The organism is Haloarcula amylolytica JCM 13557 (genome assembly GCF_000336615.1).
GTDB lineage: Archaea > Halobacteriota > Halobacteria > Halobacteriales > Haloarculaceae > Haloarcula > Haloarcula amylolytica.
Window position 1 is genome coordinate 13,657 of the sequence record NZ_AOLW01000010.1, and the last position, 23,203, is coordinate 36,859.

Genomic DNA, 23,203 nt, shown 5'->3' on the forward strand with positions numbered 1-23,203 from the left:
TGCAATGAGAGACGGATACGATCTCCCTTCAACTGCACCCGGGCAGTACATGCCACTCCGGACCGATGAACATCTCTCGAAGGCGTACTTCCCGGATAAACTGCCTCCGACACTGGAACTCTCGGATGCCGTTGTTGCGGAAGTCTCGAGAGCGATGTGGTCCCTCGGCAGACTAGAGGGACTCGGCAGTGAGATCGACAATCCCGGCGCTGTGTTCAGTTCGTTTGTCTACAAGGAGGCTGAGCAGTCGTCCCAGGTCGAAGGGACAGCCGTGACTGTGTCTGATCTCTACCGATACGATGTCGACGAACTCCAGATTAGAGAGACAGTCGAGAGTGCCCACGAAGCCGATGTCAGAGAGGCTCGAAACTACATCACCGCTCTCGACGATGCTATTTCGTTTCTCCAGACCGCGGGTATTGAACGACAGAGCATCACGACAGAACTCATCAAGTCGCTCCACGAGCAGTTACTGATCAAGGGAAGATCAGATGGCGACGAACCATTGCCTGGCGAGTTTCGACCGGGATATACTGCAATAGAAGAGGAAGGGCCGCACGGAATCGGGACGCAGATTCGGTTCGTTCCGCCGAAGCCAGATATGGTTCCGGGGCTGATGGACGATTTAGAGCGTTTCGTTCAGCAGGGCTCTGATTGGCCCGATCTAATCGATGTCGCAATCGCTCATTATCAGTTTGAAACGATCCATCCGTTCAAAGACGGTAACGGACGGGTGGGACGACTGCTCGTGGTCCTCATGCTCATCTCGAGTGGATTACTCCACTACCCAATGCTCTCTCTCAGTTCGTATATCGAACGACACCGCACCGAATATGCCGATCGGTTGCTCGCTGTGAGTGAAGAGGGCGCCTGGGACGAATGGCTCCAGTTCTTTCTCCGAGGCATCCGAGAGCAGGCAGAAGAGGCGTTCCTCCGAGCAAGGCTGCTCGTCGACAAGCGAAAAGAGTACGAGTCTCGATACTCGGACGCAGCAAAATCTGTCCATCACCTCTCACTCGCACTGTTCGAAGATCCGTATTTTACCGTCCGCGAAGCCAGTGAGCGGATTGGTGTCGTGTATCAGACTGCGAACAATGCTGTCGAAACACTCGAATCAGATGGCGTCGTGGAGGAGATAACCGGAAACAATCAAAACCGCGTCTTCAGAGCCGCCGACATCATGGATATCGTTGAACGGCCTGTGAACCAACTACCCGAATCCGACGAACTTGTCGATGTCGAGCAGGGGTGGAAGCTACCCGAGCGATAAGCGCATATATTACTAGAAACCGAGGCTCAGCGGGGGTAACATCTCGTCATCGCCACCGTCGAGCCGTACCTGCCCGTGTGGCAAAAGTGCATCCGCTGACGACGATGCGAACGGACAATCTGACAGCATGGCTGCCCGGTATGATCTCCCCGCGTCCTGCTATTCCCGAAACCGCTGGAACAAGAGTAGTCGCGCGGCCTGCCGAACTTGTCCCGAACCACCCGTTGGCTGCTCGGCGATAGCGGTACTGTCGACTATATAGCGAACATATAAAATACCTATACGACGACAGCTGACGGTTCGGTCGAGTACTCCGTGTCTGACACTGAGACGAGCCAGCCACAGATCGAGCAGGCGCTCGCCGTCGTTCAGCGGGAGATTGACTGTATCGAGGCGGAACTGTCGGCTTTCAGGCGCTTTCGGACCAGACTCGTGTCCATCGAACCGACGGGACAATCCGCAGGCACTGTCGACACCTCAGCCGGGGGGATGTCGGCGCTCAGTGCCCGGCAGCCGAAACCAGAGACGAGCCTGCGCGCCGTCCGGGAAGCCTACCGGGAGACGGTCATGGCCGTGCCACACTTCGAGGCCGAGTACGACGACTCGCTGGAGGCGAATATGTCGATGGAGTTCGGGCCGGAACTCGGCACGCAGATCGCCACGGGAACACGCTTGACCCCGAAACTGTACGAGGCACTGCTGACCGCGAGCGAGGGGGCACGCGACGAACGCGAGACGTTGCTCCCGGCGCTCGAACGCGAACGGGAGTCGTTACAGTCGGTACGAGCGACGCTCGACGACTGTGAACGCCGCGGGGCCGCACTGGGTGCGAACGCACGGCGAACGACCGACCCAGCCCGACTCGACACTATTGACGACCAGCTCGCCGAAATCGAAGCCGACTGTGAGACGGCGGCAGCGACCCGCCAGCGACAGCTTCACAGCCGGTCGGCCGCTGCCATCTCGGGCATCGACGGGACCAGTCTCGTCCGGTATCTCTACGGCGACTGTTCGGCGACGTGTCCGGCGCTCGCCGACATCCTCGCGTGCCTCGATACGATCAGGCGGCACCGCCGTCACTGTCTGGTTTCGACACGTTGAGATCACAGGACGGCTGTCCGTCGTTCTCTGTATTGACGACCCGTCAGGACTGCGGTCGCGGTGCGGCCTTCTGGAGCGCGCTCTCGGCGATGTTGCCGCCGTAGTCGGCGGTCCGGGACAGGGAGTCGACGATGAGGCCCAGTACCTGTGCGCTCTGTGGGTCGAACTCGCGGATCTGCCCGTCGACTTCGCGAGCGGTTCCGTCGACGTCGGGGATCTGGCTCCGGGCCTCGTTTGCCAGTTCGACGGCCTCGTCGGAGTCCTCGGTCAACAGCGCGTCCATCGCGGTCTCGGGGACGGCGATAGCCTCGGCTTCCAGCTGATCGAGCAGTTCTGCGGTTTCCCCAGTTATTTCCCCGATTTCCTGGGAGAGGCTGGCGACCTTGGTCGCGTGGTCGGCGATACGCTCTAGCTGGCGGGCGCTGGACTGGAAATCGAACACGGTCTCGCGTGGGAAACCGATCTCGTCAGCTGTCGTCGGGTTTCGGAGGACGGTGCGAAACACGCGCGAAACCATGTACCAGAGGCGGTCGACGTCGTCGTCGCGCTGGATCACGTCCGCCGCGAGGTCGTCGTCGTCCTCGATGAGCGCCTCGACAGCGTCGGAGAGCATCGTCAGCGAGACCAGCCGCATTCGTGTGATCGCGTTGTGGACCGACAGCTCCGAGGAGTCCAGCAGGTCCTGCAGGACGACCCGGTCGGTCGTCTCTTCGATCATCTCTAAACCGACCAGTCCCTGAGTCGCATCGCGGATGATGCGTCGCTGTTCGGCTGTTATCCGCGTCGCTTCGAGCTGGATGATGTCGAAGCCGCTGACGTACATCGTCATCACCGCCCGCGTGAGTTCGTGCCTGTTTTCGAGTCCTTCCACGTCGAGACTCCCCTCCACGCGGCCGTTGTTCCGCTGTGGAGCGAGCAACAGCAGGTCCCGCTCGGCGTGGAATTCGACGACGCTGCCCGCACTCACGTCGTTTTCTGTCGCCCACTCTTTGGGGAGGGAGACGGTGTATGTCGACCCGCCTGTCACCTGGACCTTGCGTGTCTCCATGTGGCTGGCACTCGTTCACGGGATGATATAAATCCACTCATATCTATATACTATATCCAAGCTCTAATATTTGGGGACATATTCTCCGGATAACCGTCGATTCGGCGACGAAATTCGCCGGTGTAGGTAGTTCAAACGGCTGAAAAAGCTATACTCGGCCACTCGCCCATATGCGGCGTATTCGGGGGGCTGAAGGCACAATGACGACGTGCTCGCTGATATATGCCTGCCCATTTGTGGCTGTTTAGCATACTATATCTATATAGTAATAACCCAATAGATATAGCAATCTTAGCAGGTTACTTATTAGCCGTCCTGCTTGACTCTGGTGATGGCGCACGACCCAGACGGGCTGTCAGAGTTCGTATCGCGGCGGAAATTCATCGCAACGACAGGTGCGACCGGTATCGCTGCGATCGCTGGCTGTTCCAGCGGTAGCGGCGACTCCGAGTCGGACGGGAGCTCCGGCGAGAGTGCGGACACCGAAGCGGTGTCGACGGAGATGGAAGCGACCGAAAGCACCGACGAGGGCGGTAGCTCCGGCGGTACCAGCGCACTCTCGTCCGGCGGCTCCTCGACGGTGTACCCCATCGCGAACACGGCAGCGTCCTACTGGAACGCGAACCGACCGGCCAGCGACACCGAGTACTGGCCCCACGAAGAGTACGACATCGACACGGACCAGAACCTCGCCGACTACTGGGCCGGCCTGTACGGGTTCGAAGCCGGCGGCGAGGAGGGGCCGCCGTTCCAGTACACTGTCGGCCTCTCACACTCCGGGACCGGAATCGAGAAGGTCATGAACGGGCAGAACGACCTCGGCAACTCCTCCGGAAACGTCGAGGACGAACTGCCCGACCGCGACTCCTACGAGCAGTTCGTCGACCACGTCGTCGGCGTGGACGGACAGCCGCTGGTCGTCTCCCAGGAGATCGCCGATGCCGGTGTCGAGCAGATCACCGGCGACCAGCTCAAGGGGCTCTACAAGGGCGAAATCACCAACTGGAGCGAACTCGGCGGTCCGGACCGTGAGATTCAGGTCCTCGCCCGCGTCAAAGGCTCCGGAACGCGAACTTCCTTCGTCTCCAACGTCTTCGGCAACTCCGAGGAAGACACCTCCGTTGCCAACCGCTACGGGCAGAATCAGCGCCTCGCACAGGCCATCGCACAGGCCGACAACGCCATCAGCTACCTCGCGCTGGCGTTCATTGACACCGACGGGCTGGCCCCCATCTCGCTGGAATGGGAGGGGACAACCTACAGCTATCAGGACGACCAGAACGGTCTCGACTCGAAGGCGTACCCGCTGTCGCGCGACCTCCACATGTACACCTGGGAAGGCACCTCGGAGAAAGAGGCCGCGGTCATCAACATGATCCTGTCCGACTTCGGTCAGGACACCTTCGTCGCACCGAACAACTACTTCAAGCTCGGCTCGCGCCGCCGCGAGGAAGAGCGCGCCAAGCTCCCCGACCAGGTGTGATCGACCGCAACTGAGAGTCGTCGGACGACTATCGACCGTGCCGGTCGATTTTCCATACTATGACAGAGGACATACCTACGACGGAGGGCGAGACGGTGTCGAGCGAGGACAGAGCTGACGGGTCGACGCTTGCTGTCGGCGCGGTCGCGACGACGCTGGTGGCGACGATTCTCGTCTTCCTGTTTCGGCCCGCTCTTGCGTTGCCCATGCTGCTGGCGTTCGTGTTCGTCACCGCGGTCGGCTGGGTTACCTATCAGGCCGAAGTCGCACGCCTGCTCACGCTGGTCGCGACGGTCCTTACGGTGCTGACCGTCGCGTTCATCACGTTCTTCCTGTTCGCGAGCGCGTTGCCGGCGTTTCTCGAACACGGGACCGGACTGCTACTGATTCCGGAGCAGGGCGGGGAGGCCCGCTGGTTCTTCTGGCTCGAAACCGTCCTGCCGTCGGACTCGACGTACTGGAACCCGCTCAGCGGGGCGTACTCGCTGATACCGATGATCTGGGCGACGGTAGTCGTCACCGTCATCGCGGGCGCGGTGGCGGGGCCGCTCGGCCTGTTCGGCGCGCTGTTCATCGCCGAGGTCGCTAGCGACCGTCTGCGGGAGATCATCAAGCCCGGCGTCGAGATCCTGGCCGGCATCCCCTCTATCGTCTACGGGTTCATCGGCTTTCAGGTGCTGAACGGCTTCATCCAGACGAACTTCCTCGACGACGGGGCGAGCTTCCTCATCGCCGGTATCGTCGTTGGCGTGATGGCGCTGCCGACGGTCGTCTCCGTCGGCGAGGATGCCCTCTCCAGCGTCCCCCAGTCGATGGGTGACGGCTCCGTCGCCATGGGCGCGACCGAGTGGCAGACGATGAAGAGCATCTCCATCCCGGCGGCGTTCTCGGGTATCTCCGCGGCCGTCATTCTCGGACTGGGCCGGGCCATCGGCGAGACGATGGCCGTCGCCGCGATCATGGCCTCGGGGACGCAGTTCGCCGACCCGCTGTTCGACGTCTTCGACGCGAACGCGACGCTGACCAGCCTGATTGCGACCCAGTACGGGAGCGCATCCGAGAGCACTGTCGACGTGCTGTTCGTCGCCGGCGTCATGCTGTTCGTCATCGTCGCCGGGATGAGCATCGTCTCGCAGTACATCGAGCGACGTATGCAGCGGAAACTGAAGGGGCAACAATGAGTGACGCCTACGCGACCACCGACCGACTCGTCAGTGCGGACTCGAACAGCTACGACCGGGGGCTCGATGCGGCAATCGCACTCAGCGTTATCGGCTTCACGCTCGGGCTCGTCACGCTCGTGAACCTGGTTCCGCCCGGTGCCAGCGGCAGCAGCCTCACCACGGCGCTCGGGACACTGCTTGCTGTCGTCGTCGGGGCCGTCGGAATCACCGGCCTCGCCTCCTACGCCAACGTCGTCCCGGTCACCTCACAGCGGGTGCGCGGCATCGGGCTGGGCCTCGTCGTCTCGGTGGTCGCGCTGACTGTCCTCGCGGCGCTCCTTCCGGTGACGATGGCGACGCTACTCGGGGCCGTGTTACTGGTCGAGGCGCTGGCTATCACTGCCGCTGGCGTCACCTCCCGACTCGAACTCGTGGACACGGAACCGAACATGAGCGCCGGGCTGCTCTCCGGCGTGGCCTTCGGCGCAATCGGCCTCGCTATGGGCGCGGCTGTCGGGGGTGCCCTCGCCGGGTTCGGCTCGCTCCCGTGGCTCATCGGGGCCGCCGTCGCCGGCGTCAGCCTGTTCCTGCTGGCGATTCTCCCCCGCGAGGACCTCGGTTCGACGCTCCCGACGGCGCTCGTCGTCGGCGCGCTCGGGCTGACAATCGTGACCGGCACCATCGGCGTCGGCTGGCAGTGGAACCCCCAGACGCTCTCCGGTGGCTTCACCGGCGGCGCGGTCATCCCGGTGTTCCTCCTCGTCGGGACGCTCCTGTCAGCCTGGTCGGCCGCCAAGTGTCGGGCCGGGTTCGGCGCTCGGGGCCGCGAGTACGGAGCCTTCCTCGTCATCAACCTCAACGCCTTCCTGATGGTGGCCGTGATGGCGACAATCGTCGTGTTCGTGACGCTCAAGGGCGTCGGCTACGCTGTCCGCGGACTTTCGGTCGGTGCGCTGACCGCGCTGGTCTTCCTGACGCCAGCCCTCCTCGCCGCCGTCCAGTTCGCTCGCACACCCGCGGGCACAAACGACTGGAACGACGGCGCTCGACAACTGTTTCGGGTCCTCCCGCTGGCGGCGGTCGGTGCGCTCGCCGCAACGTTCGTGAGTGTGCTCGTCACCGGGTCCCCGCTGCGCTACTCCTACGCCTACACTGTCCAGGTCAACCGACAGGGGCAGGCACTCGATACGGCACTCGCAGTGACCCCCGACACGACGGTCGGGCCGCTACTGCTGCTCGCACCAGCGGTGCTGCTCGCAGTCACCTTCTTCCGCTCGTTCGGCTCGCTCCGAAACGTCGGGACGCAGTCCGAGCGGACCGGGTCGATCCGACAGGCCGTCCCGACCGCAGCTCTCGTGCTGGTCGTCCTCATCGGCTTCTTCCTGATTCTCGGCCCGGCTCCGTTCGGTCTGCCTCTCGGTGAGACGCTCGGATTCGCCGCCGTCGTCGCCGGAGCAGTCGCCGCGGGCGGCCTCGCCGTCACCCCCCTCGTCGGCGTGCTCACCAGCGACGGGCCGACGCTGGCCGACAGCGCACAGCGCGAGGCCCCCCTGTTCACGCTGGGGGTGTTCGGCGGACTCGGGCTGTTGCTGGCCGCGCTGTTGCTCCAGCCCGTCGCCGGCATCAATCCGCGGGTCGGCCCGGTGAACCTCGTGCCCGTGGTCGCGTTCGGGGCCGCCGTCGCCTCGCTCGCACTGGCGACACTCACGACTGTCGCAAAGCGGTCCAGCGAGGAGACGATCACCCGCCGGTTGCTGACCGAGGAGACGCGCCTCGGCCTCGTCGGCGCGGCCGGCTTCACCGCCCTGGTCGGCCTGCACGTCGCCGCGACCGGCGTCTCGTTCACCGTGCTCGGCGTCGCTGTCTCGAACGAGGGGAGCTTCTCGTGGCCGATGGTGATGCAGGCCTACATCCCGCTTGGGGCCGAACCCGGCGGGATCATGCCCGCAATCGTCGGCACGGTGTGGCTGGTCGTCGGGGCGACGCTGTTCGCCGTCCCGCTGGGGGTCGGTGCGGCGGTGTTCCTCACCGAGTACGCCGAGCAGGGCCGGTTCACCGCGGTCGTCGAAATCGCGACGAACGCGCTCTGGAGCACGCCGAGTATCGTCTTCGGCCTGTTTGGGGCGGCGTTCCTGATTCCGCGGCTGGGCGGCGACGAGTCGCTGCTGGCCGGAATGCTGGTGCTTGGTTTCATGCTCCTGCCGCTTGTGCTCATCACCTCGCGGGAATCGATCAAGGCCGTTCCCGACGAGTACCGGGACGCCAGCGCGGCCCTGGGTGTGACCCAGTGGGAGACGATCAAGAGCGTCGTCCTGCCGGCGGCGATGCCGGGCGTCATCACCGGCGTCATCCTCGGCGTCGGCCGTATCGCCGGTGAGACTGCCCCGCTCATTCTGGTGCTGGGGTCGACGCTGAACGCGACAGAAAGCGTCGACGTCATCGACGGCTTCCGCTTCGTCTCGGGGCCGCCGTTCATCGCCAACGACGCCCTCCTGACGGCCTCGGCGTCACTGCCGACGCAGGTGTGGGCCGTCATCGCGGCCGGAGTGTCGGGGTCGCCGCAGATGGGATGGGCGACCGCGTTCATCTTGCTGATGGTCGTCCTGACGTTCTACGCGGTCGGTATCACGGCGCGGACGTACTTCCGGAGGAAACTCAACTATGAGTGATAGCATCAACACGGAGCCGAGCACGGACACGCAAACGAACGGCGAGCAGACGGTCACAGCCGCCTCGCCGAGCACCGAAACGACGGCCGGTGAGAGCGAGGAGCAGGTCCGCGAGGAGTGGCGGCAGTACGAGTTCGACGGCGATACGAAGCTCTCGGTCGAGAACCTCGACGTCTGGTACGGCGACGACCACGCGCTGAAAGACGTCTCGATGGAGATTCCGGAAAACAGCGTCACGGCGCTCATCGGCCCGTCGGGCTGTGGCAAATCGACGTACCTGCGGTGTCTGAACCGCATGAACGACCGTATCAAGGCCGCTCGAATCGACGGCTCGGTTGAGCTGGACGGTACTGAGATTTACGACCCCAACGCCAACCTCGTCGAGCTTCGCAAACGCATCGGGATGGTGTTCCAGTCGCCGAACCCGTTCCCCAAGTCCATCCGGGAGAACATCTCCTACGGTCCCCGCAAGCACGGCGACATCAACAAGGGCCTGCTCGCGCGCCTGTTCGGCCGCGATGACACGGAACAGGAGGGCGAACTCGTCGAACGCTCGCTGAAACAGGCCGCGCTGTGGGACGAGGTCAGCGACCGCCTCGACGACAACGCGCTGGGCCTCTCAGGCGGCCAGCAACAGCGGCTCTGTATCGCCCGCTGTCTGGCCGTCGACCCCGAGGTCATCCTGATGGACGAGCCGGCGTCGGCGCTCGACCCGATCGCCACGTCGAAGATCGAGGACCTCGTCGAGGAACTGTCGAAGGACTACACCGTCGTCATCGTCACTCACAATATGCAGCAGGCCGCTCGCATCTCTGACCAGACCGCCGTGTTCCTCACCGGCGGCGAACTCGTGGAGTACGACGACACGGACAAGATCTTCGAGAACCCCGAGAGCCAGCGCGTCGAGGACTACATCACCGGCAAGTTCGGGTGACCCATGTCACGAGAGTCGTACCAGCAAGCACTGGACGAACTCCGGGCTGCCGTCGTCGACATGGGGACACTCGTCGTCGAGCGACTCGAAGCGGCCCTCACTGCGCTTCGGTCCGTCGACGAGGACCTGGCACAGTCGGTCATCGACGGCGACGACGAAATAAACGACCTGTATCTGGCACTCGAAGCCGACTGCATCGACCTCTTCGCCCTCCAGCAGCCGGTCGCGACCGACCTCCGATTCGTGGCCGCCTCGTTCAAGATTATCACCGACCTCGAACGCGTCGCGGACCTCGCCACGAACCTCGCGGCCTACGCGCAGTCCGCCGACCGCCGTCTCGCCCCGGAAGTCGACGTCGACACAATCGGCCGCGAGGCCACCGAGATGGTCGAGCGCAGTATCGACGCGTACAGACGTGAAGACATTGACGAATGCCGCGCCGTCGCGGCTGACGACGACGAACTCGACGCGCTCTGTCAGCGGGCCAGCGAGACCGTTGCCCGGGACCTCATCGAGCGGGAGGCCGACGGCGACGACGGCTGGGCCGTCGAGCAGCTCCTCGACGACGTTTCGGCGCTGTTGCTTACGGTGCGGGACCTCGAACGCGTGGGCGACCACGCCGTCAACATCGCGGCACGCACGCTGTACATGGTCGAAACCGACTCGGAACTCATCTACTAAGCATGGACACCCGAAAGATACAGACCGTCGGCGGCGGCACGTACACCGTTTCGCTGCCGAAAGAGTGGGCCGAATCGGAGAACTGTACGGCCGGGACGACGGTGAACCTCCACACGCACATCGACGGCCTGCTAGTGATCCAGACCCCCGAGTCCCAGACGACGGCGCGGAACCGCGTCGAACTCGAAGCCGGGACCGACGACCCGGCCGAGATAGAACAGTTACTCCGGGCAGCCTACGCCGCCGGCGTCGAATCAGTCGTCCTCGAAGTCCCTGATGGCTACACCGACGAACAACTCCGGGCCATCGAACGTGTCACTCGGAACCTGACCGGCGTGACCGTCGCCGAGGAAACCGAGACACAAGTCACGGTCCAGACGTTGCTCGACGCCGGCGAGGTGTCGGTCAGGCAGTCGGTCCGCCAGCTCCAGTTCGTCGCCCTGTCGATGCACCGGGATGCGATGGCCGCGCTCACGACCGGGACGACCAGCGACCGATGGGCCGACCGAGACGAGCAGGCCGACCGGCTGCACGCCATGATCGACCGCTACTTCGAGCGGGGACTGGCACGGCTCGACGAAATCGACGCGCTCGGGCTGACCCGCCCCGAACTGTTCAGCCTCTGGGCGACCGCCAACGAACTCGAACGCGTGGCCGACCACGCCGAGCGAATCGGGACCGTCGCCGACCAGCTCGACGGCCAGCCAGGGCGGACCATCGTCACAGCCCTCGAAGGTATCGCTCAGGAGGTCCGAACCGTCGTCGAAGACGCTGTCCGCGTCATCATCGGTGACGCCTGCGTCGCTACCGCTCGACAGACGCTGGCCACGCGCCGGGCCGTCCGCCAGCGGATAACCGACCTCGACCGACAGCTGTTCGAATCCGGCGACGCCGACTACCGGCTCACGCGCGCCCTCGATAGTCTCTCCAGAACGGCTGAACACGGCGGCAACATCGCCGAGTTCGGCCTCCGAATGGCCGTCCGCGACGGGGCGCTCACGGCTGACAACGCCGGCACTGACGAGGCGAACGCGCCGAGTTCGACAGCCGAAACGGAGTCCTGACGAACGCACAGCACACAAGGGCCATCGGTTCCGAAATCCGCTATGGTCGACTGGGACGTGTACCTCGTCACGCAGGCGTCGCTCTCGGCGGGCCAGACAACCGCCGACATCGTCGCGGACGCGATCGACGGCGGCGTCGGCGTCGTTCAGCTCCGCGAGAAGGACCGGACCGCGCGCGAACGCTACGAACTCGGCCGGGAACTCCGGGAACTGACCCGCGAGGCTGGCGTCGCGTTCGTCGTCAACGACCGCGTGGACATCGCACAGGCCCTCGACGCCGACGGGGTCCACCTCGGCGACGACGACCTTCCCGTTCCCGTTGCGCGGGAGCTTCTGGGTGACGACGCGCTCATCGGCCGCTCCGTCTCGACTGTCGCAGACGCCGAAGCGGCCGCGGCCGCCGGCGCGGACTACCTCGGCGTCGGCGCGGTGTTTGCCACCGGATCGAAAGACGACATCGCCGACGACGAGTACGCCATCGGCACCGACCGCGTCGCCGCTATCGCCGAGGCAGTGGACATTCCCTTCGTCGGTATCGGCGGCGTCACGGCCGAGAACGCCACCGAGGTCGTCGAAGCCGGGGCCGACGGCGTAGCTGTTATCACCGAGATTACGCAGGCCGACGACCCGGCGGCGGCCGCTGAAGCACTGAAACACGCGGTCGAACGCGGTCAGTAGCACCGGCGTTCGTCGGCGACCGTGCGCACACTCCTGAAGTAGCCCAGCCAAAGGGGAACGATGCCACTCCCAACACAGTACAGCGGTCAGCCAACGATGAACTCGGGTGCAACGATGGACGCAACGACGAGACTGAGGAACACGAGAATCGCGACGGAGCGGAGGATACCGGCCGCTTGGTGTCGGCTCTTCGGAAGCGCTTCCGCAGTGCCGGCTAATCCGGTCCCGATTACCATGGCGAGCAACCAAGCAGCCGGGGTGCCATCGACGACCCAGCCGTAGAGATACAGGCCGGCGAAGATGAGTGCCCCGGCGGCGTGGACGAGTGTAATCGGGCGTCCGGACGGCTCACTAAAGAGCGTCTCGCTGATACTGGAGGGCATCGCCGACGTGTTCTCATCGAGAAATAATAAACAGCACTGGTACTTGCCCAATAGCGCCGACCCGGTCCCGACAGCGAACGGCTCTGGTAGGTCCGGCCCCTGCGGTTACGCCCACTGCTGCAGTTTCTCGCGCAACTCTCCCTCGACGACGTGGTATTTGAACGCCGGCGACCCGTCGACGAAGACGTAGGGGACGCGCTCGCCGTACTCCTCGCGGAGGTCGGGGTCCTCGTCGACGTCGATGAGGTCCAGTTCGATGGCGACCCCCTCGTCGTCGGCGACCCGCTCGATTGTCTCGATGGCCTCTTCACAGAGATGGCAGTCCTCCCGCGTGTAGACGGTGACCGACACGTCGCTCATTACTGGAAACACGGGGGCGACGGCATAAGACTCTCACTCTCCCACCGGCGATGGGTTTCAGTGTCTCGCGCCCGTAACTCCGTCAATGACTGGCTGGACTATCGAAGACATGCCCCCGCTGAGAGGCCGAACTGTGGTCGTGACTGGCGCGAACAGCGGGCTGGGTCTCGAAGGCTCGAAAGCGTTCGCTCGCAGGGGTGCAACAGTGGTGATGGCCTGCCGGAGCGTCGAGCGCGGAGAATCAGCCGCCGCGGAGATTCGCGAGGCCGTTCCGAACGCGACGCTCGACATCCGGGAGTGTGATCTGGCCGACCTGTCGAACGTCGCGTCGTTCGCCGACAGCCTCCGGGACGACTACGACGCTATCGACATCCTCTGTAACAACGCCGGCGTCATGGCGATTCCCCGGAGCGAGACGGCCGACGGCTTCGAGACGCAGTTCGGCGTCAACCACCTGGGCCATTTCGCCCTGACCGGACACCTGCTCGACCTGCTCCGGGCCGCCGACGGCGAATCCCGGATCGTCACGCAGTCGAGCGGCGCACACGAGATGGGCGAAATCGACTTCGACGACCTCCAGCGCGACCGCTCCTACGGGAAGTGGTCGGCCTACGGCCAGAGCAAACTCGCAAACCTCCTCTTCGCCTACGAACTCCAGCGGCGCCTCGGCAACCACGGCTGGGACGACGTGCTAAGCGTCGCCTGCCACCCCGGCTACGCCGACACCGACCTCCAGTTCCGCGGGCCGAGGGAGATGGGCTCGACGCTGCGAACCGCGGTCATGGGCGTCGCCAACGCCGTCTTCGCCCAATCCGCCGAACAGGGCGCGCTGCCGATGCTGTACGCCGCCACCGCCGATGACGTCATCGGCGGCGAGTACGTCGGACCCGGCGGGCTGTTCGATATGCGCGGCGCGCCAGAATTCCAGCAGTCGAACGCGGCCTCGCGCGACGAGGAGACCGCCGAGCGGCTCTGGGCGGTCTCGACCGACCTCACTGGCGTCGAGTACGACTTCGAAAGTGTCTGAGAACAGCCGACGGTGCTGCCGCGGCGTGAGTGGAGACTGCAATCCCCACTTTTTCACCGCCGGAACGTGAACCACGCCGGCACATGCAACCAGTCGAAGTCGCGGTCAGGCTGCTTGCAGGAATCGCCCTGATTCTCGCCAACGGCTTTTTCGTCGCCATCGAGTTCGCACTGACGCGGGCCAGACAGTACGACGAGTCCGAGTTCGACGAACCCGGCCTCCGGCGGGCCTGGGAGATGACCGACGACCTGGAGATATATCTGACGAGCTGTCAGGTCGGTATCACCGCCTCCAGTATCGCCGTCGGTATCATCGCCGAACCGGCGCTCGCGGCTATCTTCGAGCCGTACTTCGAGACATCGGCACTGGCCGGAGTCGGAATCGGCGGCGCTATCGCGTTCCTCCTCATCAACCTTGTCCACCTGACCCACGGCGAGCAGACGCCGACGTATCTCGGCGTCGAGCGCGCGAAGTTCGTCTGTCGGTACGGTGCGACGCCGCTGTACTACTTCGCCAAGCTCATCTCGCCGATTATTTCGGTCGGCGACGGCGTCGCCAAATGGACACTGGGGCTGTTCGGCGTCGAGATGTCCGGCGCGTGGCTCGAAGCGGAAGTCGATAGCATCGAGTCCCGCGCGGAACTGCGCAACGAACTCGGCTCCGTTCTGGACCGCGGCGACGTGCCCGACGAGCGCCGTGAAGAGGTCCTCTCCGCGTTCCGCGTCGGCGACCGGGAAGTCAGCGAGGTGATGGTCCCGCGGGACGACATCGTTGCGCTGTCGCCCACCGACGACGACGCGACCAACGCCGAGCGGATCGCTGAGACGCCACACACCCGCTACCCGCTCGTCGGCGAGACGCTCGAAGAGTTCCTCGGCATCATCTACATCCCCGCGCTCGTCGACGAGCGCGAGGAGCAGGACGGGGCGGGCGGTCTGCTGGACGGCATCGACCTCGAAGCCGTCGCCTCGCCGCCGATGACGATGTCGCCGGACACGACCGTCAGCGACGCCATCGACCAGTTCCAGGCCGAGCGCCAGGAACTCGCGTTCGTGCTTGAGGACGGCGAAGTCATCGGGCTGGTGACGGTCACGGACCTGCTCGAAGAGGTCGTCGGCGACATTCAGGACCCGATGGACGCGGAGGCCGGCGTCGCCTGACGCTGAAAGCATTTACCGGTCGCCCAGAAATCGGCGACTATGCCCTCCCGCCGGACCGTTCTTGGAGCCATCGCCTGTACACTCGTGACCGGCTGTTCCGGGCTCAGCGACGATCCCTCGACAGAAGAAGCCACGGCGACAGCGACGCCAGGCCCGGTAGTGCTGTCACCGGTCGACGCCGCAGCAGTGCCCGAAACGGCGACTGTCGGCGTCCTTCCCGAGACGTTCGGGGAACTCGAAGCGGCTACCCGCGATACGTCGGCAGACGTGACCGAACACAGGTGGGCGCATGTGCTTCGCGACTTCGACTGCTTCGCGTTCGAGGGCACGACGTACGCGGTCGTCGAGCGGACCAGCGGGTCCGGCGGGTACGTCAACGAGTACAGCGTGAGCGAAGTCGACGACTCCGGGAATGAGTCGACGGTTCGCGTGGCCGACCTCCCGGACAGTGACCGGCGCGAAGCCATCGATGCGATAGAAGCGGGAGAGCACCGGTACGACTCCGACGTGGGCGGCTTCGACCCGAACAGCTCGGTGTACGTCCACAACGGCTCGTACTACGTGTTCTCGCTTGCGGTCCACGGCGACAAGCCGGCCGAAGTCACGTATGCAGTCGAATCGACGAACGATGACCGGTGTGTGACACTCGAACCGCTGTCGCTCGCCGACGCTCAAGTTGAGGCACTTGACGCGACCCTCCGGGCGGACGAGGCGGCGACTGTCACCGGTGAGGTAGCCCGCACGCTCAGCGCGTCGGACGTGGCCTTCGTCCTTCGGGACGAGTCCTGTTACGAACTGTCTCCGGTCGACGACACCGAGTCCTGAGACGGCTATCGCGGCGGCGTGTAGAAGTTGACTGTCTCCAGTGGCTCGCCCCCGTCGTTTTCGATGCCGTGGCGTTCGCCGGCCTCGATGCGGACAAGGTCGCCGGCGTCGACCCGGTGGGTGTCACCGTCGACAGTGACGACACCGGTGCCGCTGACCACGAACAGCCACTGGTCGCTGTGCTCGTGATAGTTTTCCGGGCCGCCAACGGACCGACCCGGCTCGACAGTCATCTCCGCGGCCTGTGCCTCGTCGGTCTCCATTGCGACCTCGAAGTAGCGGTCGAAACTGAGATGTGTCTGTTCCATACGTTTCGGTCCGTCTGCACCGTAGAGCCGCTTTCGGGAACAGAGGTCGTCAGAGACTCAATCACCGCTGGTGAGCCGCCCGACCCGCCCGGTGAGTCGGGCCGCGAGACCCTCGAAGTGGGCGGTACTCCAGCCCGCGACGACGAGTGCGCCGACCGTATTGAACACGAGGTCGTTCACGATGTCGCTCGTGCCGTACTGGGCGAGGACCGCCTCGCTGCCGATCATCGACGCGATGCCGCCGCTGGCAAATTCCAGAATCTCCCAGCCGACACCAACCGCGAGGACGAACAGGACGACGAAAGTCGCACGGAACGTGCGGTTGAAATCGACGGCCCGGGAGTGACGTTCGACTGCTCGTGCGACCGCGTACCCCACGCCGGCTACGAGTGATGCCGAGACGGCGTGAGTCAGACTGTCGTACCAGCCAAACGCTCCGTACAGTTCGAGCGCGCCGGCCGCGTGCAGGATCGACGCCACCGTTATCCACAGCACGAGGCCGGTGTCCATCGCGTAGCCGTACTCCCGGCGGAACAGCGCCGGCAGGAACGTTATCGCCAGCGGGCCACCGCTATTGACGAACAGCGTCACGTTGCCCCGAACGAGCGCGAATGCGGATATTACACCGAGGAGCGCCTGTAGCGTCCGGACTGCAATGTGATGGTGCGTACCGTTTCCGGGAAGGGACGCTTCCGACTGGTCAACTGCCGGGGGATCCGCTCCCGAGACGCGCAGTCGGGCGATGCGTGCTGACCGCTCGACGTACAGTTCGAACACGATACCGGCGACGACACCGGCACCCGCCGCAGTGACGAGATCCCACATCAACTCTGTCTGTCCATCGAGAAACGTGGTTCCCAGTAGCGTATCGGTCGCATAGATACCGACTGCCCAGACGCCCGCGACGGCCATTGTCACGATGACGACGAACACCGTCGCGAACCGCGGCGTCATCGTCAGCGAGGTAAACGCGTCGAGGACGACGGCCAGCAACAGCGCGACCCCGGCGACCACGAGAAACGGCGTGACCTGCGGGAAGCCGCCGAACGTCCGGACGAGTACCGGTACCGCGACCAGTCCGAGCAACTCCGCGGGCACCGTCGTTTCGAGGTCCCGCGTGGCGAACGGAACCGTGACCGCGATAGTGACGAGGAGTGCCGTGAGCACTGCCCAATCGAATTCGCCACCGGCCGCGAACCGTCCGACGCCACCCACGAGAATCCCGGTAACTGCCCACGCGCCGAGCGCGTCGAGCCGGTGGGGACCGATGAGAGACTGTAGCGAAACCATCATCGGATGGGGATACGACGCGAGTCGTAATCAAAGCATGGCGGTCGCCTGACAGCTCTCCGGAACTCCCCGCCTTCGCGGTCGCCGTCACGCGACTGACCGACGGCTGTCTGACGAGGATATATTTCTCTGGCCGTTCAACTCCCCGTAATCAATGGACGAAGCGTTTCTGGACCTCGAATCGGTTGAGGTCGAACTGGACGAGGAGTTGCTCGACGCGATTGACGACAAAGCGTTCGCCGATCACCGCGACAACCGGGACGCCGCGATCCGCGACCTGCTCGACGAGTGGCTGAAACAGCGTGCCGCCGAAGACACAGACGAGAGTGGCTGAGCGGGGCCGAGGTCGGCTGTGTAACCGTCTACTCGATGGCGACGGTCGCGCCTAGCTCGGGCGCTGTCGCGTCGTAGCCGTCCTCGCGGAGCGTGGTCGCAAAGGCCTCACAGCGGTCGCCGTGGTTCACAAGCACCGGCGTGTCACGGTAGCTGTCGAGGAACTCAAACAACCCGTCGCGGTCGGCGTGTGCCGAGAAGTCGTACTGCTCGACGCGCGCGCTGACCGGCATAATCCGACCGTCTATCTCGGCGCTGCCGGTCTCTATGAGGTTTCGCCCCGGCGTCCCCTCCACCTGATACCCAGTCATGGTGATCTTGTTCATCGGATTCCCGCGGATTTCGGGAATATACGTCATCGCCGGGCCCCCAGAGAGCATCCCGCTGGTGGTGACGATTGCCGCCTTCTGGTCGGTGATACGCTTGCGCTGGCCGTCTCTGCCTGTGACGAACCGAGCGTGGGATTTCGCCCGCTGGAGCGCGTCCGCGTCGCGGACGAACTCGGGGTACTGCCCGAGCATCTCGGTCACCTGTTTGCCCATCCCGTCGACGTAACACGGGATATCGTGCGCTTCGCAGATGAGCAGCATCTCCTGTGTTCGACCGATGGCGAAGGCGGGCACGACCACGGTGCCGCCCTCCCAGAGCGTCGTTTCGACGCTCTCGACGAACCGCTCCTCGACCGTCTTCCTGGGTTCGTGGTCGACATCGGCGTAGGTGCTCTCACAGATAATCGCGTCAGCGTCCGGACGGGCCGTCGTCCCCGAGACGAGGCGCTGGTCGTCGGTATGGAGATCGCCGGAGTACAGCAGCCGGGTGTCGCTATCGTCCACGAGCACGTGCGCACTCCCCGGGATGTGGCCGGCGTTGTAGAACGTGACCTCGTAGCCGGCGGCCTCGAACGACTCGCGGTAGCCGTGGGTCTCCGACACCTGCGTGACCCGTCTGACGTTCGTCTCGGTGAACGGGCAGTTGACCGTCCCACCGTGGAGCTTGAGCGTGTCCCGCGCGAGCGTCATCGCCAGTTCGTACGTCGGCGGCGTCCAGTGAATCGGTGGCCGCGCGTCGCCCGACACCAGCGCCGGGATGGTCCCGACGTGGTCGAGGTGGCCGTGCGAGACGACGACGGCGTCCGGCGACGGCGTACGCACCGGAAACTGTGGCGGCGAGTCGGTCAACATCCCGAAATCCAGCAGCAGCGACTCGTCGATGAGGACGGCGCTCCGGCCGATCTCACCCGCCCCGCCGAGAAACTGCACATCCATTATGCGGATGGAAGCGTCGCGCCCGTTTCCGTTCGTCGGTTCTGACCGAACCGTGTTCTTAGCCACCGGACCGACGGAATATCTATGAACTAGAATATGACGATATCTGGACGTTTAGCCACTCTGAATTGTCAGGGGACTGTTTTCGGTTCCGGTATTGTGTGAAGATAACACGTCGACTGGGCAGTGTTATCACGCTAGCATAAACAATTATTATACTCGGGGCTCATTGTTCAGTTGTCATGGCGACACGCCAGCAACCCCCGACGACGTACCACACGTGCAGTTGCGGTGAGGAGTTCGACACGACGGAGGAACTCCTCGAACACGCACGAGAGGCACACGGGCTTAGCGTACACTGACTGGCGTCGCGCCGTTTTTCCATCCACGCAGAAACACCGACAGCGACAGGTCAGGACGTCTTGTCGATGTCCTGTCGCACGCTGAACCGCGCGTAGCCGCCGTGTGAGAGGTCAAGCGCACCCAGCCACCAGTTCCACCGCTCGGCGAGTTGATAGTCCTCGGGCGCGTCCGCGAGGTTGTCGACGACATCCCCCACCGTCAGCTCCGCCCCGAAGTCGGTCACGAACTGGTCCGATTCCGAGAGGTCCCGTGCCTGTCTGGCCACGACCGTGACGATATCGGGGTCGGCGTCGAAGGCGTCGCGGAGTTCCCGTTCGAGTTCCTTTCGGTCCACATTCGGGTGTACGACCCGCATCTGACTTGAATGTACGGTTGGGGACAACGCTGTATGTCGAGGTCGGCGACTGACTGTTCGGTGCGGAGCCCTGTCTCAGCGACGCTCTTGCTCTCGAACAACGCTACAAAAATCAGAAAGTAAGCCGTCACCGCTTCGATTCGAGGCTTCGTGCGCTATCGCTTACTCAGCTTCGCCTTGCTTCACGGCTCCCGGTGGTCGCCGTTCCGCTACGAGGCCGATTCCTTCGCTACGCTGCTCGCGGACAAGGCCCGCTCGCTCAACCGAGATTCTCCCTGCGGTCGAATATCGCGTCAGTCGTCCGCTTCGCCTTTCTCCGCGGCTCCCGTTGGTCGCCGCTTCGATTCGAGGCTTCGTGCGCTTGCGCTTACTCAGCCTCGCCTGTTCCACGGGTCGCCCTGCGGGCTCCCCGTTCCACTACGAAGCGAACTCCTTCGCTGCGCTTAGTCGTCCGCTTCGCCCTTCTCTATAGGCGCACCAACCAGATTGCCCCATTCGGTCCAGGAGCCGTCGTAGTTGATGGTGTCGTCGTAGCCCAGCAGTTCGTGCAGGGCGAACCAGGCGACGGAGGAGCGCTCACCGATGCGGCAGTAGGCGACCGTCGTGGAGTCGCCGTCGATGCCGTACTCGGCGTAGAGCGCTTCGAGTTCGTCGTAGTCCTTGAAGGTGCCGTCGTCGTTGGTGACGGCCGCCCAGGAGATGTTCTGGGCACCGGGTACGTGGCCGCCGCGCTGGGCGGTCTCCTGGAGTCCAGGGGGTGCGAGGATCTCGCCGGAGAACTCCTCGGGCGAGCGGACGTCGACGAGCGGCAGTTCACGCTCGATGGCGTTCTCGACGTCCTCTCGGTAGGCGCGGATGGACTCGCGCGGACCGGCGGCCTCGTAGTCGACTTCGGAGAACTCGGGCACTTCGTCGGTGAGTTCGTAGTCGTTCTCGACCCAGTACTCGCGGCCGCCGTCGAGGAGCTTCACGTCATCGTGGCCGTAGTACTTGAACTGCCAGTATGTGTAGGCGGCGAACCAGTTGGAGTTGTCACCGTAGAGGACAACTGTCGAGTCCTCGCTGATGCCGTGGGCACCGAGCAGGTCCTCGAAGTCGTCCTTGTCGAGGATGTCCCGCGTGGTCTGGTCCTGGAGGTCCGTCTCCCAGTTGAAGCCGATTGCGCCGGGTGCGTGGCTCTCGTCGTACAGTTCCGTGTCGACGTCCACCTCTACCAGTCGGTGGGCGGGGTCGTCGCTCTGGAACTCGTCCAGATGCTCGCTGACCCAGTCGGCCGAGACGAGCACGTCGTTAGCGTAGTCAGTCATAGTGCATCGAAGCGTAAGTCTACCAGACATATATTACCACGACTTTCGGCATGTTCGGCCACTCATCCACCCTGGCGGCATATATTACCCCTATTTGGAGGGGGCGAAAGACGGCGTTCCAGCGGTGGAGGGAATAAGGGCCATGGAGTACCATGTCCGGGACGGCTCGGTCTGTTCTCCCGCGAGAATGGGCAATATTTGCAACCACCTTCGACCGACTGCGATGGGAGTTTTCAAGCGGACAGAGCGGTAACGCCACGACAATGACTGATTTCGTCTCTGCGGAGTGGGTGGCGAGCCAGGACGAGGGTATCCGAATCGTCGACGTGCGCGACGCCTGGGAGTACGACGGCCTCGGCCACCTCCCGAATGCGGTGAGCGTGCCCTTCGATTCGTTCCGGGCAGACGAACACGGCGCGGAGTCCGACGCCGACGCTGGCGAAGGGATGCTCCCCGACAAAGGCGACTGGGCAGAGTTGCTCTCGGAGGCCGGCGTCTCCCCGGAGAGCGACATCGTCGCGTACGACGACCACCACGGCGTCTTCGCCGCGCGGTTCCTCGTCACGGCCGAACTATTCGGCCACGACCCCGACCGGCTCCATCTCCTCGACGGCGACTTCTCCAGTTGGCAACTGGAACGGGAAACGTCGAGCGAGTCGCCGGCCGTCGAGCCGACCGACTACGAGGTGACGCGTCCCGACTCGACGCCGCTGGTCGGCCCGGACGCGGTCGCTGACGCCGCGGACGACCCTGACGCGGTGCTGGTCGACACACGCGAGGACGGGGAGTACGACGAGGGCCACATCCCCGGTGCGGTCCTGCTGGACTGGCGGGACCTCGTCGACGACGAGACGCGGGGACTGCTTCCGAAAGACGAGGCACGATCAGTTCTCGAACGTGCGGGCATCGTCCCCGAGAAACGCGTCGTCCTCTACTGTAACACCGCCCGTCGCATCAGCCACACCTACGTCGTCTTGCGGCATCTCGGCTTCGAGCAGGTGGATTTCTACGAAGGAAGCCTGACCGAATGGGAGGCACAGGGGCGGCCGCTGGAGACAAACTGAGTCGGCGTCGCGACCGCTGACACAGTCCACACTACGTCAGTTGCTGCTGGTCTCCTTGCTGCTCGTTCGTCAACAGCGACGACAGTTCGACCAACAGCGCGATGACGACTGGCCCGGCGATAAAGCCGATGACGCCCAGCGTCAGCACGCCGCCGGTGAACCCGACGAAGTAGAGACTGGCCGGGAGGCCGGTCGTGTAGCGGGCGAGTTTCGGCCTGATGACTGCGTCGGGGAGGAAGCCGACGAAGACGAGGCCGAACACGGTCACCAGTATCGCGCCGGTGATGTTTCCGTTGATGAGGTCCGCGACAGCGATGGTAAGGACGACGACGCTGGGGCCGATGACGGGGACGAACTGCAGGATGCCGGCGACCACCGCCAGCGCGAACGCGCCCTGATAGCCCAGCAGCCAAAACACGACCCACGCCACGACGAAGGTCCCGAACGCCGTCGCCGCCTGGAGAACGTAAATCGCGTACAGCGTCCCCCGGAGTCGCTGATGGAGTCGGTTGACGACCTCGTGATACGACGCCGGCACCGTCCGATAGGCGGCCTTTTTCGGTGCCTGTGGCCGCCACAGCATCGCGTAGACGAGAATCGTAAACAGGACGGCTTTCAGCGCCAGGACGGGCGATTCTGCCGCGAGGTCGACTGCGAAATCCGTGAGTATCCGTCGCGCTGATAGCAACGTCGGCGCGATCTCGACCGGGTAGCTAAACCCGCCGACATCGATGGTCACCATCGGAGGGAGTTGCTGGAAGAACGAAAACAGGTCACGACGGCGGAGATACAGCACGGCCCCGAGCGGGACGACGATGAGTGTGCCGCTGACGAAGGCGATACCAGTCGTCACGGCCGCCGACACTCGCTTGTTGAGCCCGTGGCGCCCGAGCCACTTCGAGACGGGGAACAGGACGTATGCGACTGTGATTGCGAAGAATATCGTCGATAGCACTCGCGCGAGCAGGACTGTCGTCAGACAGCCGGTGAGAACGAGCAGGCCCGCGAGGACGTAGGTTCGTCGGCGTGTTACCACGCCCGTCCTTTTATATTGGTCGGTAAAAACGTTATC

General features: G+C 64.2%; 23 protein-coding genes. 14 read left to right on the plus strand and 9 right to left on the minus strand.

The window, feature by feature from the left end; translation table 11 throughout:
* The first annotated feature begins 4 nt into the window (after positions 1 to 4).
* Both C442_RS03615 and C442_RS03620 read left to right on the plus strand, forming a co-directional pair.
* The gene (locus tag C442_RS03615) at positions 5 to 1,270 is read left to right on the plus strand and encodes a Fic family protein (RefSeq protein WP_049942804.1); all 1,266 of its coding nucleotides are present in this window, start codon (positions 5 to 7) and stop codon (positions 1,268 to 1,270) included.
* A gap of 315 nt (positions 1,271 to 1,585) precedes the next feature.
* Positions 1,586 to 2,371, plus strand: a complete 786-nt coding sequence (locus C442_RS03620) for a DUF7260 family protein (RefSeq protein WP_008307901.1) — start codon at positions 1,586 to 1,588, stop codon at positions 2,369 to 2,371.
* A gap of 43 nt (positions 2,372 to 2,414) precedes the next feature.
* Here the strand turns inward: C442_RS03620 and C442_RS03625 are convergent, their stop codons facing one another.
* On the minus strand, positions 2,415 to 3,419 hold the full coding sequence (locus C442_RS03625; RefSeq protein ID WP_008307902.1) for a phosphate uptake regulator PhoU: 1,005 nt from the start codon (positions 3,417 to 3,419) through the stop codon (positions 2,415 to 2,417).
* Between the two features lie 331 nt (positions 3,420 to 3,750).
* Between C442_RS03625 and C442_RS03630 the strand changes: the two genes are divergently transcribed.
* The 7 genes from C442_RS03630 to thiE are packed head-to-tail and all read left to right on the plus strand — an operon-like array spanning position 3,751 to position 12,091.
* Entirely contained in the window at positions 3,751 to 4,902 is a 1,152-nt protein-coding gene (locus tag C442_RS03630; protein WP_008307903.1) for a PstS family phosphate ABC transporter substrate-binding protein, read from the plus strand.
* 59 nt (positions 4,903 to 4,961) lie between these two features.
* Entirely contained in the window at positions 4,962 to 6,083 is a 1,122-nt protein-coding gene (gene pstC, locus C442_RS03635) for a phosphate ABC transporter permease subunit PstC (protein ID WP_008307904.1), read from the plus strand.
* Positions 6,080 to 8,734 (plus strand): phosphate ABC transporter permease PstA, encoded by a 2,655-nt coding sequence (pstA, locus tag C442_RS03640; protein WP_008307906.1) that lies wholly within the window; start codon positions 6,080 to 6,082, stop codon positions 8,732 to 8,734. Before pstC ends, pstA begins: the two co-directional genes overlap by 4 nt.
* Positions 8,727 to 9,668, plus strand: coding sequence for a phosphate ABC transporter ATP-binding protein PstB (gene pstB, locus C442_RS03645; RefSeq protein ID WP_008307907.1), 942 nt, complete (start codon positions 8,727 to 8,729; stop codon positions 9,666 to 9,668). The genes pstA and pstB overlap by 8 nt, the downstream gene beginning before the upstream one ends.
* Positions 9,669 to 9,671: 3 nt before the next feature.
* Entirely contained in the window at positions 9,672 to 10,349 is a 678-nt protein-coding gene (gene phoU, locus C442_RS03650) for a phosphate signaling complex protein PhoU (protein WP_008307909.1), read from the plus strand.
* Between the two features lie 2 nt (positions 10,350 to 10,351).
* Entirely contained in the window at positions 10,352 to 11,413 is a 1,062-nt protein-coding gene (locus C442_RS03655; protein ID WP_008307911.1) for a phosphate uptake regulator PhoU, read from the plus strand.
* Positions 11,414 to 11,455: 42 nt separating this feature from the next.
* Complete coding sequence (gene thiE, locus C442_RS03660; RefSeq protein ID WP_008307912.1) at positions 11,456 to 12,091, plus strand: thiamine phosphate synthase; 636 nt, start codon at positions 11,456 to 11,458, stop codon at positions 12,089 to 12,091.
* An 86-nt stretch (positions 12,092 to 12,177) separates the two neighbouring features.
* Here thiE and C442_RS03665 read toward each other — a convergent pair whose 3' ends face one another.
* Together C442_RS03665 and C442_RS03670 are read right to left on the minus strand one after the other, a co-directional pair.
* The gene (locus C442_RS03665; RefSeq protein WP_008307913.1) at positions 12,178 to 12,474 is read right to left on the minus strand and encodes a hypothetical protein; all 297 of its coding nucleotides are present in this window, start codon (positions 12,472 to 12,474) and stop codon (positions 12,178 to 12,180) included.
* A gap of 105 nt (positions 12,475 to 12,579) precedes the next feature.
* Positions 12,580 to 12,834 (minus strand): glutaredoxin family protein, encoded by a 255-nt coding sequence (locus C442_RS03670; RefSeq protein WP_008307915.1) that lies wholly within the window; start codon positions 12,832 to 12,834, stop codon positions 12,580 to 12,582.
* An 85-nt stretch (positions 12,835 to 12,919) separates the two neighbouring features.
* Here C442_RS03670 and C442_RS03675 point away from each other — a divergent pair, with 85 nt between their 5' ends.
* The 3 genes from C442_RS03675 to C442_RS03685 all read left to right on the plus strand — a co-directional run bounded on the left by C442_RS03675 (position 12,920) and on the right by C442_RS03685 (position 15,846).
* A complete protein-coding gene (locus C442_RS03675) occupies positions 12,920 to 13,861 on the plus strand; it encodes an oxidoreductase (protein ID WP_049942805.1) in 942 nt (313 codons plus the stop codon).
* Positions 13,862 to 13,944: 83 nt separating this feature from the next.
* On the plus strand, positions 13,945 to 15,021 hold the full coding sequence (locus C442_RS03680) for a hemolysin family protein (protein ID WP_008307919.1): 1,077 nt from the start codon (positions 13,945 to 13,947) through the stop codon (positions 15,019 to 15,021).
* A gap of 39 nt (positions 15,022 to 15,060) precedes the next feature.
* The gene (locus C442_RS03685) at positions 15,061 to 15,846 is read left to right on the plus strand and encodes a hypothetical protein (RefSeq protein WP_008307922.1); all 786 of its coding nucleotides are present in this window, start codon (positions 15,061 to 15,063) and stop codon (positions 15,844 to 15,846) included.
* Positions 15,847 to 15,851: 5 nt separating this feature from the next.
* Here the strand turns inward: C442_RS03685 and C442_RS03690 are convergent, their stop codons facing one another.
* The gene (locus C442_RS03690) at positions 15,852 to 16,154 is read right to left on the minus strand and encodes a cupin domain-containing protein (RefSeq protein ID WP_008307924.1); all 303 of its coding nucleotides are present in this window, start codon (positions 16,152 to 16,154) and stop codon (positions 15,852 to 15,854) included.
* Between the two features lie 57 nt (positions 16,155 to 16,211).
* Positions 16,212 to 17,447: a hypothetical protein gene (locus C442_RS03695; RefSeq protein WP_239642253.1), complete on the minus strand. Its 1,236-nt coding sequence runs from the start codon at positions 17,445 to 17,447 to the stop codon at positions 16,212 to 16,214.
* Between the two features lie 151 nt (positions 17,448 to 17,598).
* Between C442_RS03695 and C442_RS03700 the strand changes: the two genes are divergently transcribed.
* Positions 17,599 to 17,778 (plus strand): ribbon-helix-helix protein, CopG family, encoded by a 180-nt coding sequence (locus tag C442_RS03700; protein WP_008307928.1) that lies wholly within the window; start codon positions 17,599 to 17,601, stop codon positions 17,776 to 17,778.
* 28 nt (positions 17,779 to 17,806) lie between these two features.
* Here C442_RS03700 and C442_RS03705 read toward each other — a convergent pair whose 3' ends face one another.
* From C442_RS03705 to C442_RS03715, 3 genes are all read right to left on the minus strand, one after another.
* Positions 17,807 to 19,042, minus strand: a complete 1,236-nt coding sequence (locus C442_RS03705; RefSeq protein WP_008307930.1) for an MBL fold metallo-hydrolase — start codon at positions 19,040 to 19,042, stop codon at positions 17,807 to 17,809.
* A gap of 412 nt (positions 19,043 to 19,454) precedes the next feature.
* On the minus strand, positions 19,455 to 19,760 hold the full coding sequence (locus C442_RS03710) for a hypothetical protein (RefSeq protein WP_008307932.1): 306 nt from the start codon (positions 19,758 to 19,760) through the stop codon (positions 19,455 to 19,457).
* A 443-nt stretch (positions 19,761 to 20,203) separates the two neighbouring features.
* Positions 20,204 to 21,067: a sulfurtransferase gene (locus tag C442_RS03715; RefSeq protein WP_008307934.1), complete on the minus strand. Its 864-nt coding sequence runs from the start codon at positions 21,065 to 21,067 to the stop codon at positions 20,204 to 20,206.
* Positions 21,068 to 21,330: 263 nt separating this feature from the next.
* Here C442_RS03715 and C442_RS03720 point away from each other — a divergent pair, with 263 nt between their 5' ends.
* Positions 21,331 to 22,131, plus strand: coding sequence for a sulfurtransferase (locus C442_RS03720; RefSeq protein ID WP_008307935.1), 801 nt, complete (start codon positions 21,331 to 21,333; stop codon positions 22,129 to 22,131).
* A 31-nt stretch (positions 22,132 to 22,162) separates the two neighbouring features.
* Here the strand turns inward: C442_RS03720 and C442_RS03725 are convergent, their stop codons facing one another.
* Positions 22,163 to 23,167, minus strand: coding sequence for an AI-2E family transporter (locus C442_RS03725; protein WP_008307936.1), 1,005 nt, complete (start codon positions 23,165 to 23,167; stop codon positions 22,163 to 22,165).
* Positions 23,168 to 23,203: the final 36 nt, after the last annotated feature.

What these genes read in the sequence shown, in the direction of transcription:
- C442_RS03615 (WP_049942804.1), top strand. Translation starts at nt 5, where the DNA reads ATGAGAGACGGATACGATCTCCCTTCAACTGCACCCGGGCAGTACATG.
- C442_RS03625 (WP_008307902.1), bottom strand. Translation starts at nt 3,419, where the DNA reads ATGGAGACACGCAAGGTCCAGGTGACAGGCGGGTCGACATACACCGTC.
- C442_RS03630 (WP_008307903.1), top strand. Translation starts at nt 3,751, where the DNA reads ATGGCGCACGACCCAGACGGGCTGTCAGAGTTCGTATCGCGGCGGAAA.
- pstC (WP_008307904.1), top strand. Translation starts at nt 4,962, where the DNA reads ATGACAGAGGACATACCTACGACGGAGGGCGAGACGGTGTCGAGCGAG.
- pstA (WP_008307906.1), top strand. Translation starts at nt 6,080, where the DNA reads ATGAGTGACGCCTACGCGACCACCGACCGACTCGTCAGTGCGGACTCG.
- pstB (WP_008307907.1), top strand. Translation starts at nt 8,727, where the DNA reads ATGAGTGATAGCATCAACACGGAGCCGAGCACGGACACGCAAACGAAC.
- phoU (WP_008307909.1), top strand. Translation starts at nt 9,672, where the DNA reads ATGTCACGAGAGTCGTACCAGCAAGCACTGGACGAACTCCGGGCTGCC.
- C442_RS03655 (WP_008307911.1), top strand. Translation starts at nt 10,352, where the DNA reads ATGGACACCCGAAAGATACAGACCGTCGGCGGCGGCACGTACACCGTT.
- thiE (WP_008307912.1), top strand. Translation starts at nt 11,456, where the DNA reads ATGGTCGACTGGGACGTGTACCTCGTCACGCAGGCGTCGCTCTCGGCG.
- C442_RS03665 (WP_008307913.1), bottom strand. Translation starts at nt 12,474, where the DNA reads ATGCCCTCCAGTATCAGCGAGACGCTCTTTAGTGAGCCGTCCGGACGC.
- C442_RS03670 (WP_008307915.1), bottom strand. Translation starts at nt 12,834, where the DNA reads ATGAGCGACGTGTCGGTCACCGTCTACACGCGGGAGGACTGCCATCTC.
- C442_RS03675 (WP_049942805.1), top strand. Translation starts at nt 12,920, where the DNA reads ATGACTGGCTGGACTATCGAAGACATGCCCCCGCTGAGAGGCCGAACT.
- C442_RS03680 (WP_008307919.1), top strand. Translation starts at nt 13,945, where the DNA reads ATGCAACCAGTCGAAGTCGCGGTCAGGCTGCTTGCAGGAATCGCCCTG.
- C442_RS03685 (WP_008307922.1), top strand. Translation starts at nt 15,061, where the DNA reads ATGCCCTCCCGCCGGACCGTTCTTGGAGCCATCGCCTGTACACTCGTG.
- C442_RS03690 (WP_008307924.1), bottom strand. Translation starts at nt 16,154, where the DNA reads ATGGAACAGACACATCTCAGTTTCGACCGCTACTTCGAGGTCGCAATG.
- C442_RS03695 (WP_239642253.1), bottom strand. Translation starts at nt 17,447, where the DNA reads ATGATGGTTTCGCTACAGTCTCTCATCGGTCCCCACCGGCTCGACGCG.
- C442_RS03700 (WP_008307928.1), top strand. Translation starts at nt 17,599, where the DNA reads ATGGACGAAGCGTTTCTGGACCTCGAATCGGTTGAGGTCGAACTGGAC.
- C442_RS03705 (WP_008307930.1), bottom strand. Translation starts at nt 19,042, where the DNA reads ATGGATGTGCAGTTTCTCGGCGGGGCGGGTGAGATCGGCCGGAGCGCC.
- C442_RS03710 (WP_008307932.1), bottom strand. Translation starts at nt 19,760, where the DNA reads ATGCGGGTCGTACACCCGAATGTGGACCGAAAGGAACTCGAACGGGAA.
- C442_RS03715 (WP_008307934.1), bottom strand. Translation starts at nt 21,067, where the DNA reads ATGACTGACTACGCTAACGACGTGCTCGTCTCGGCCGACTGGGTCAGC.
- C442_RS03720 (WP_008307935.1), top strand. Translation starts at nt 21,331, where the DNA reads ATGACTGATTTCGTCTCTGCGGAGTGGGTGGCGAGCCAGGACGAGGGT.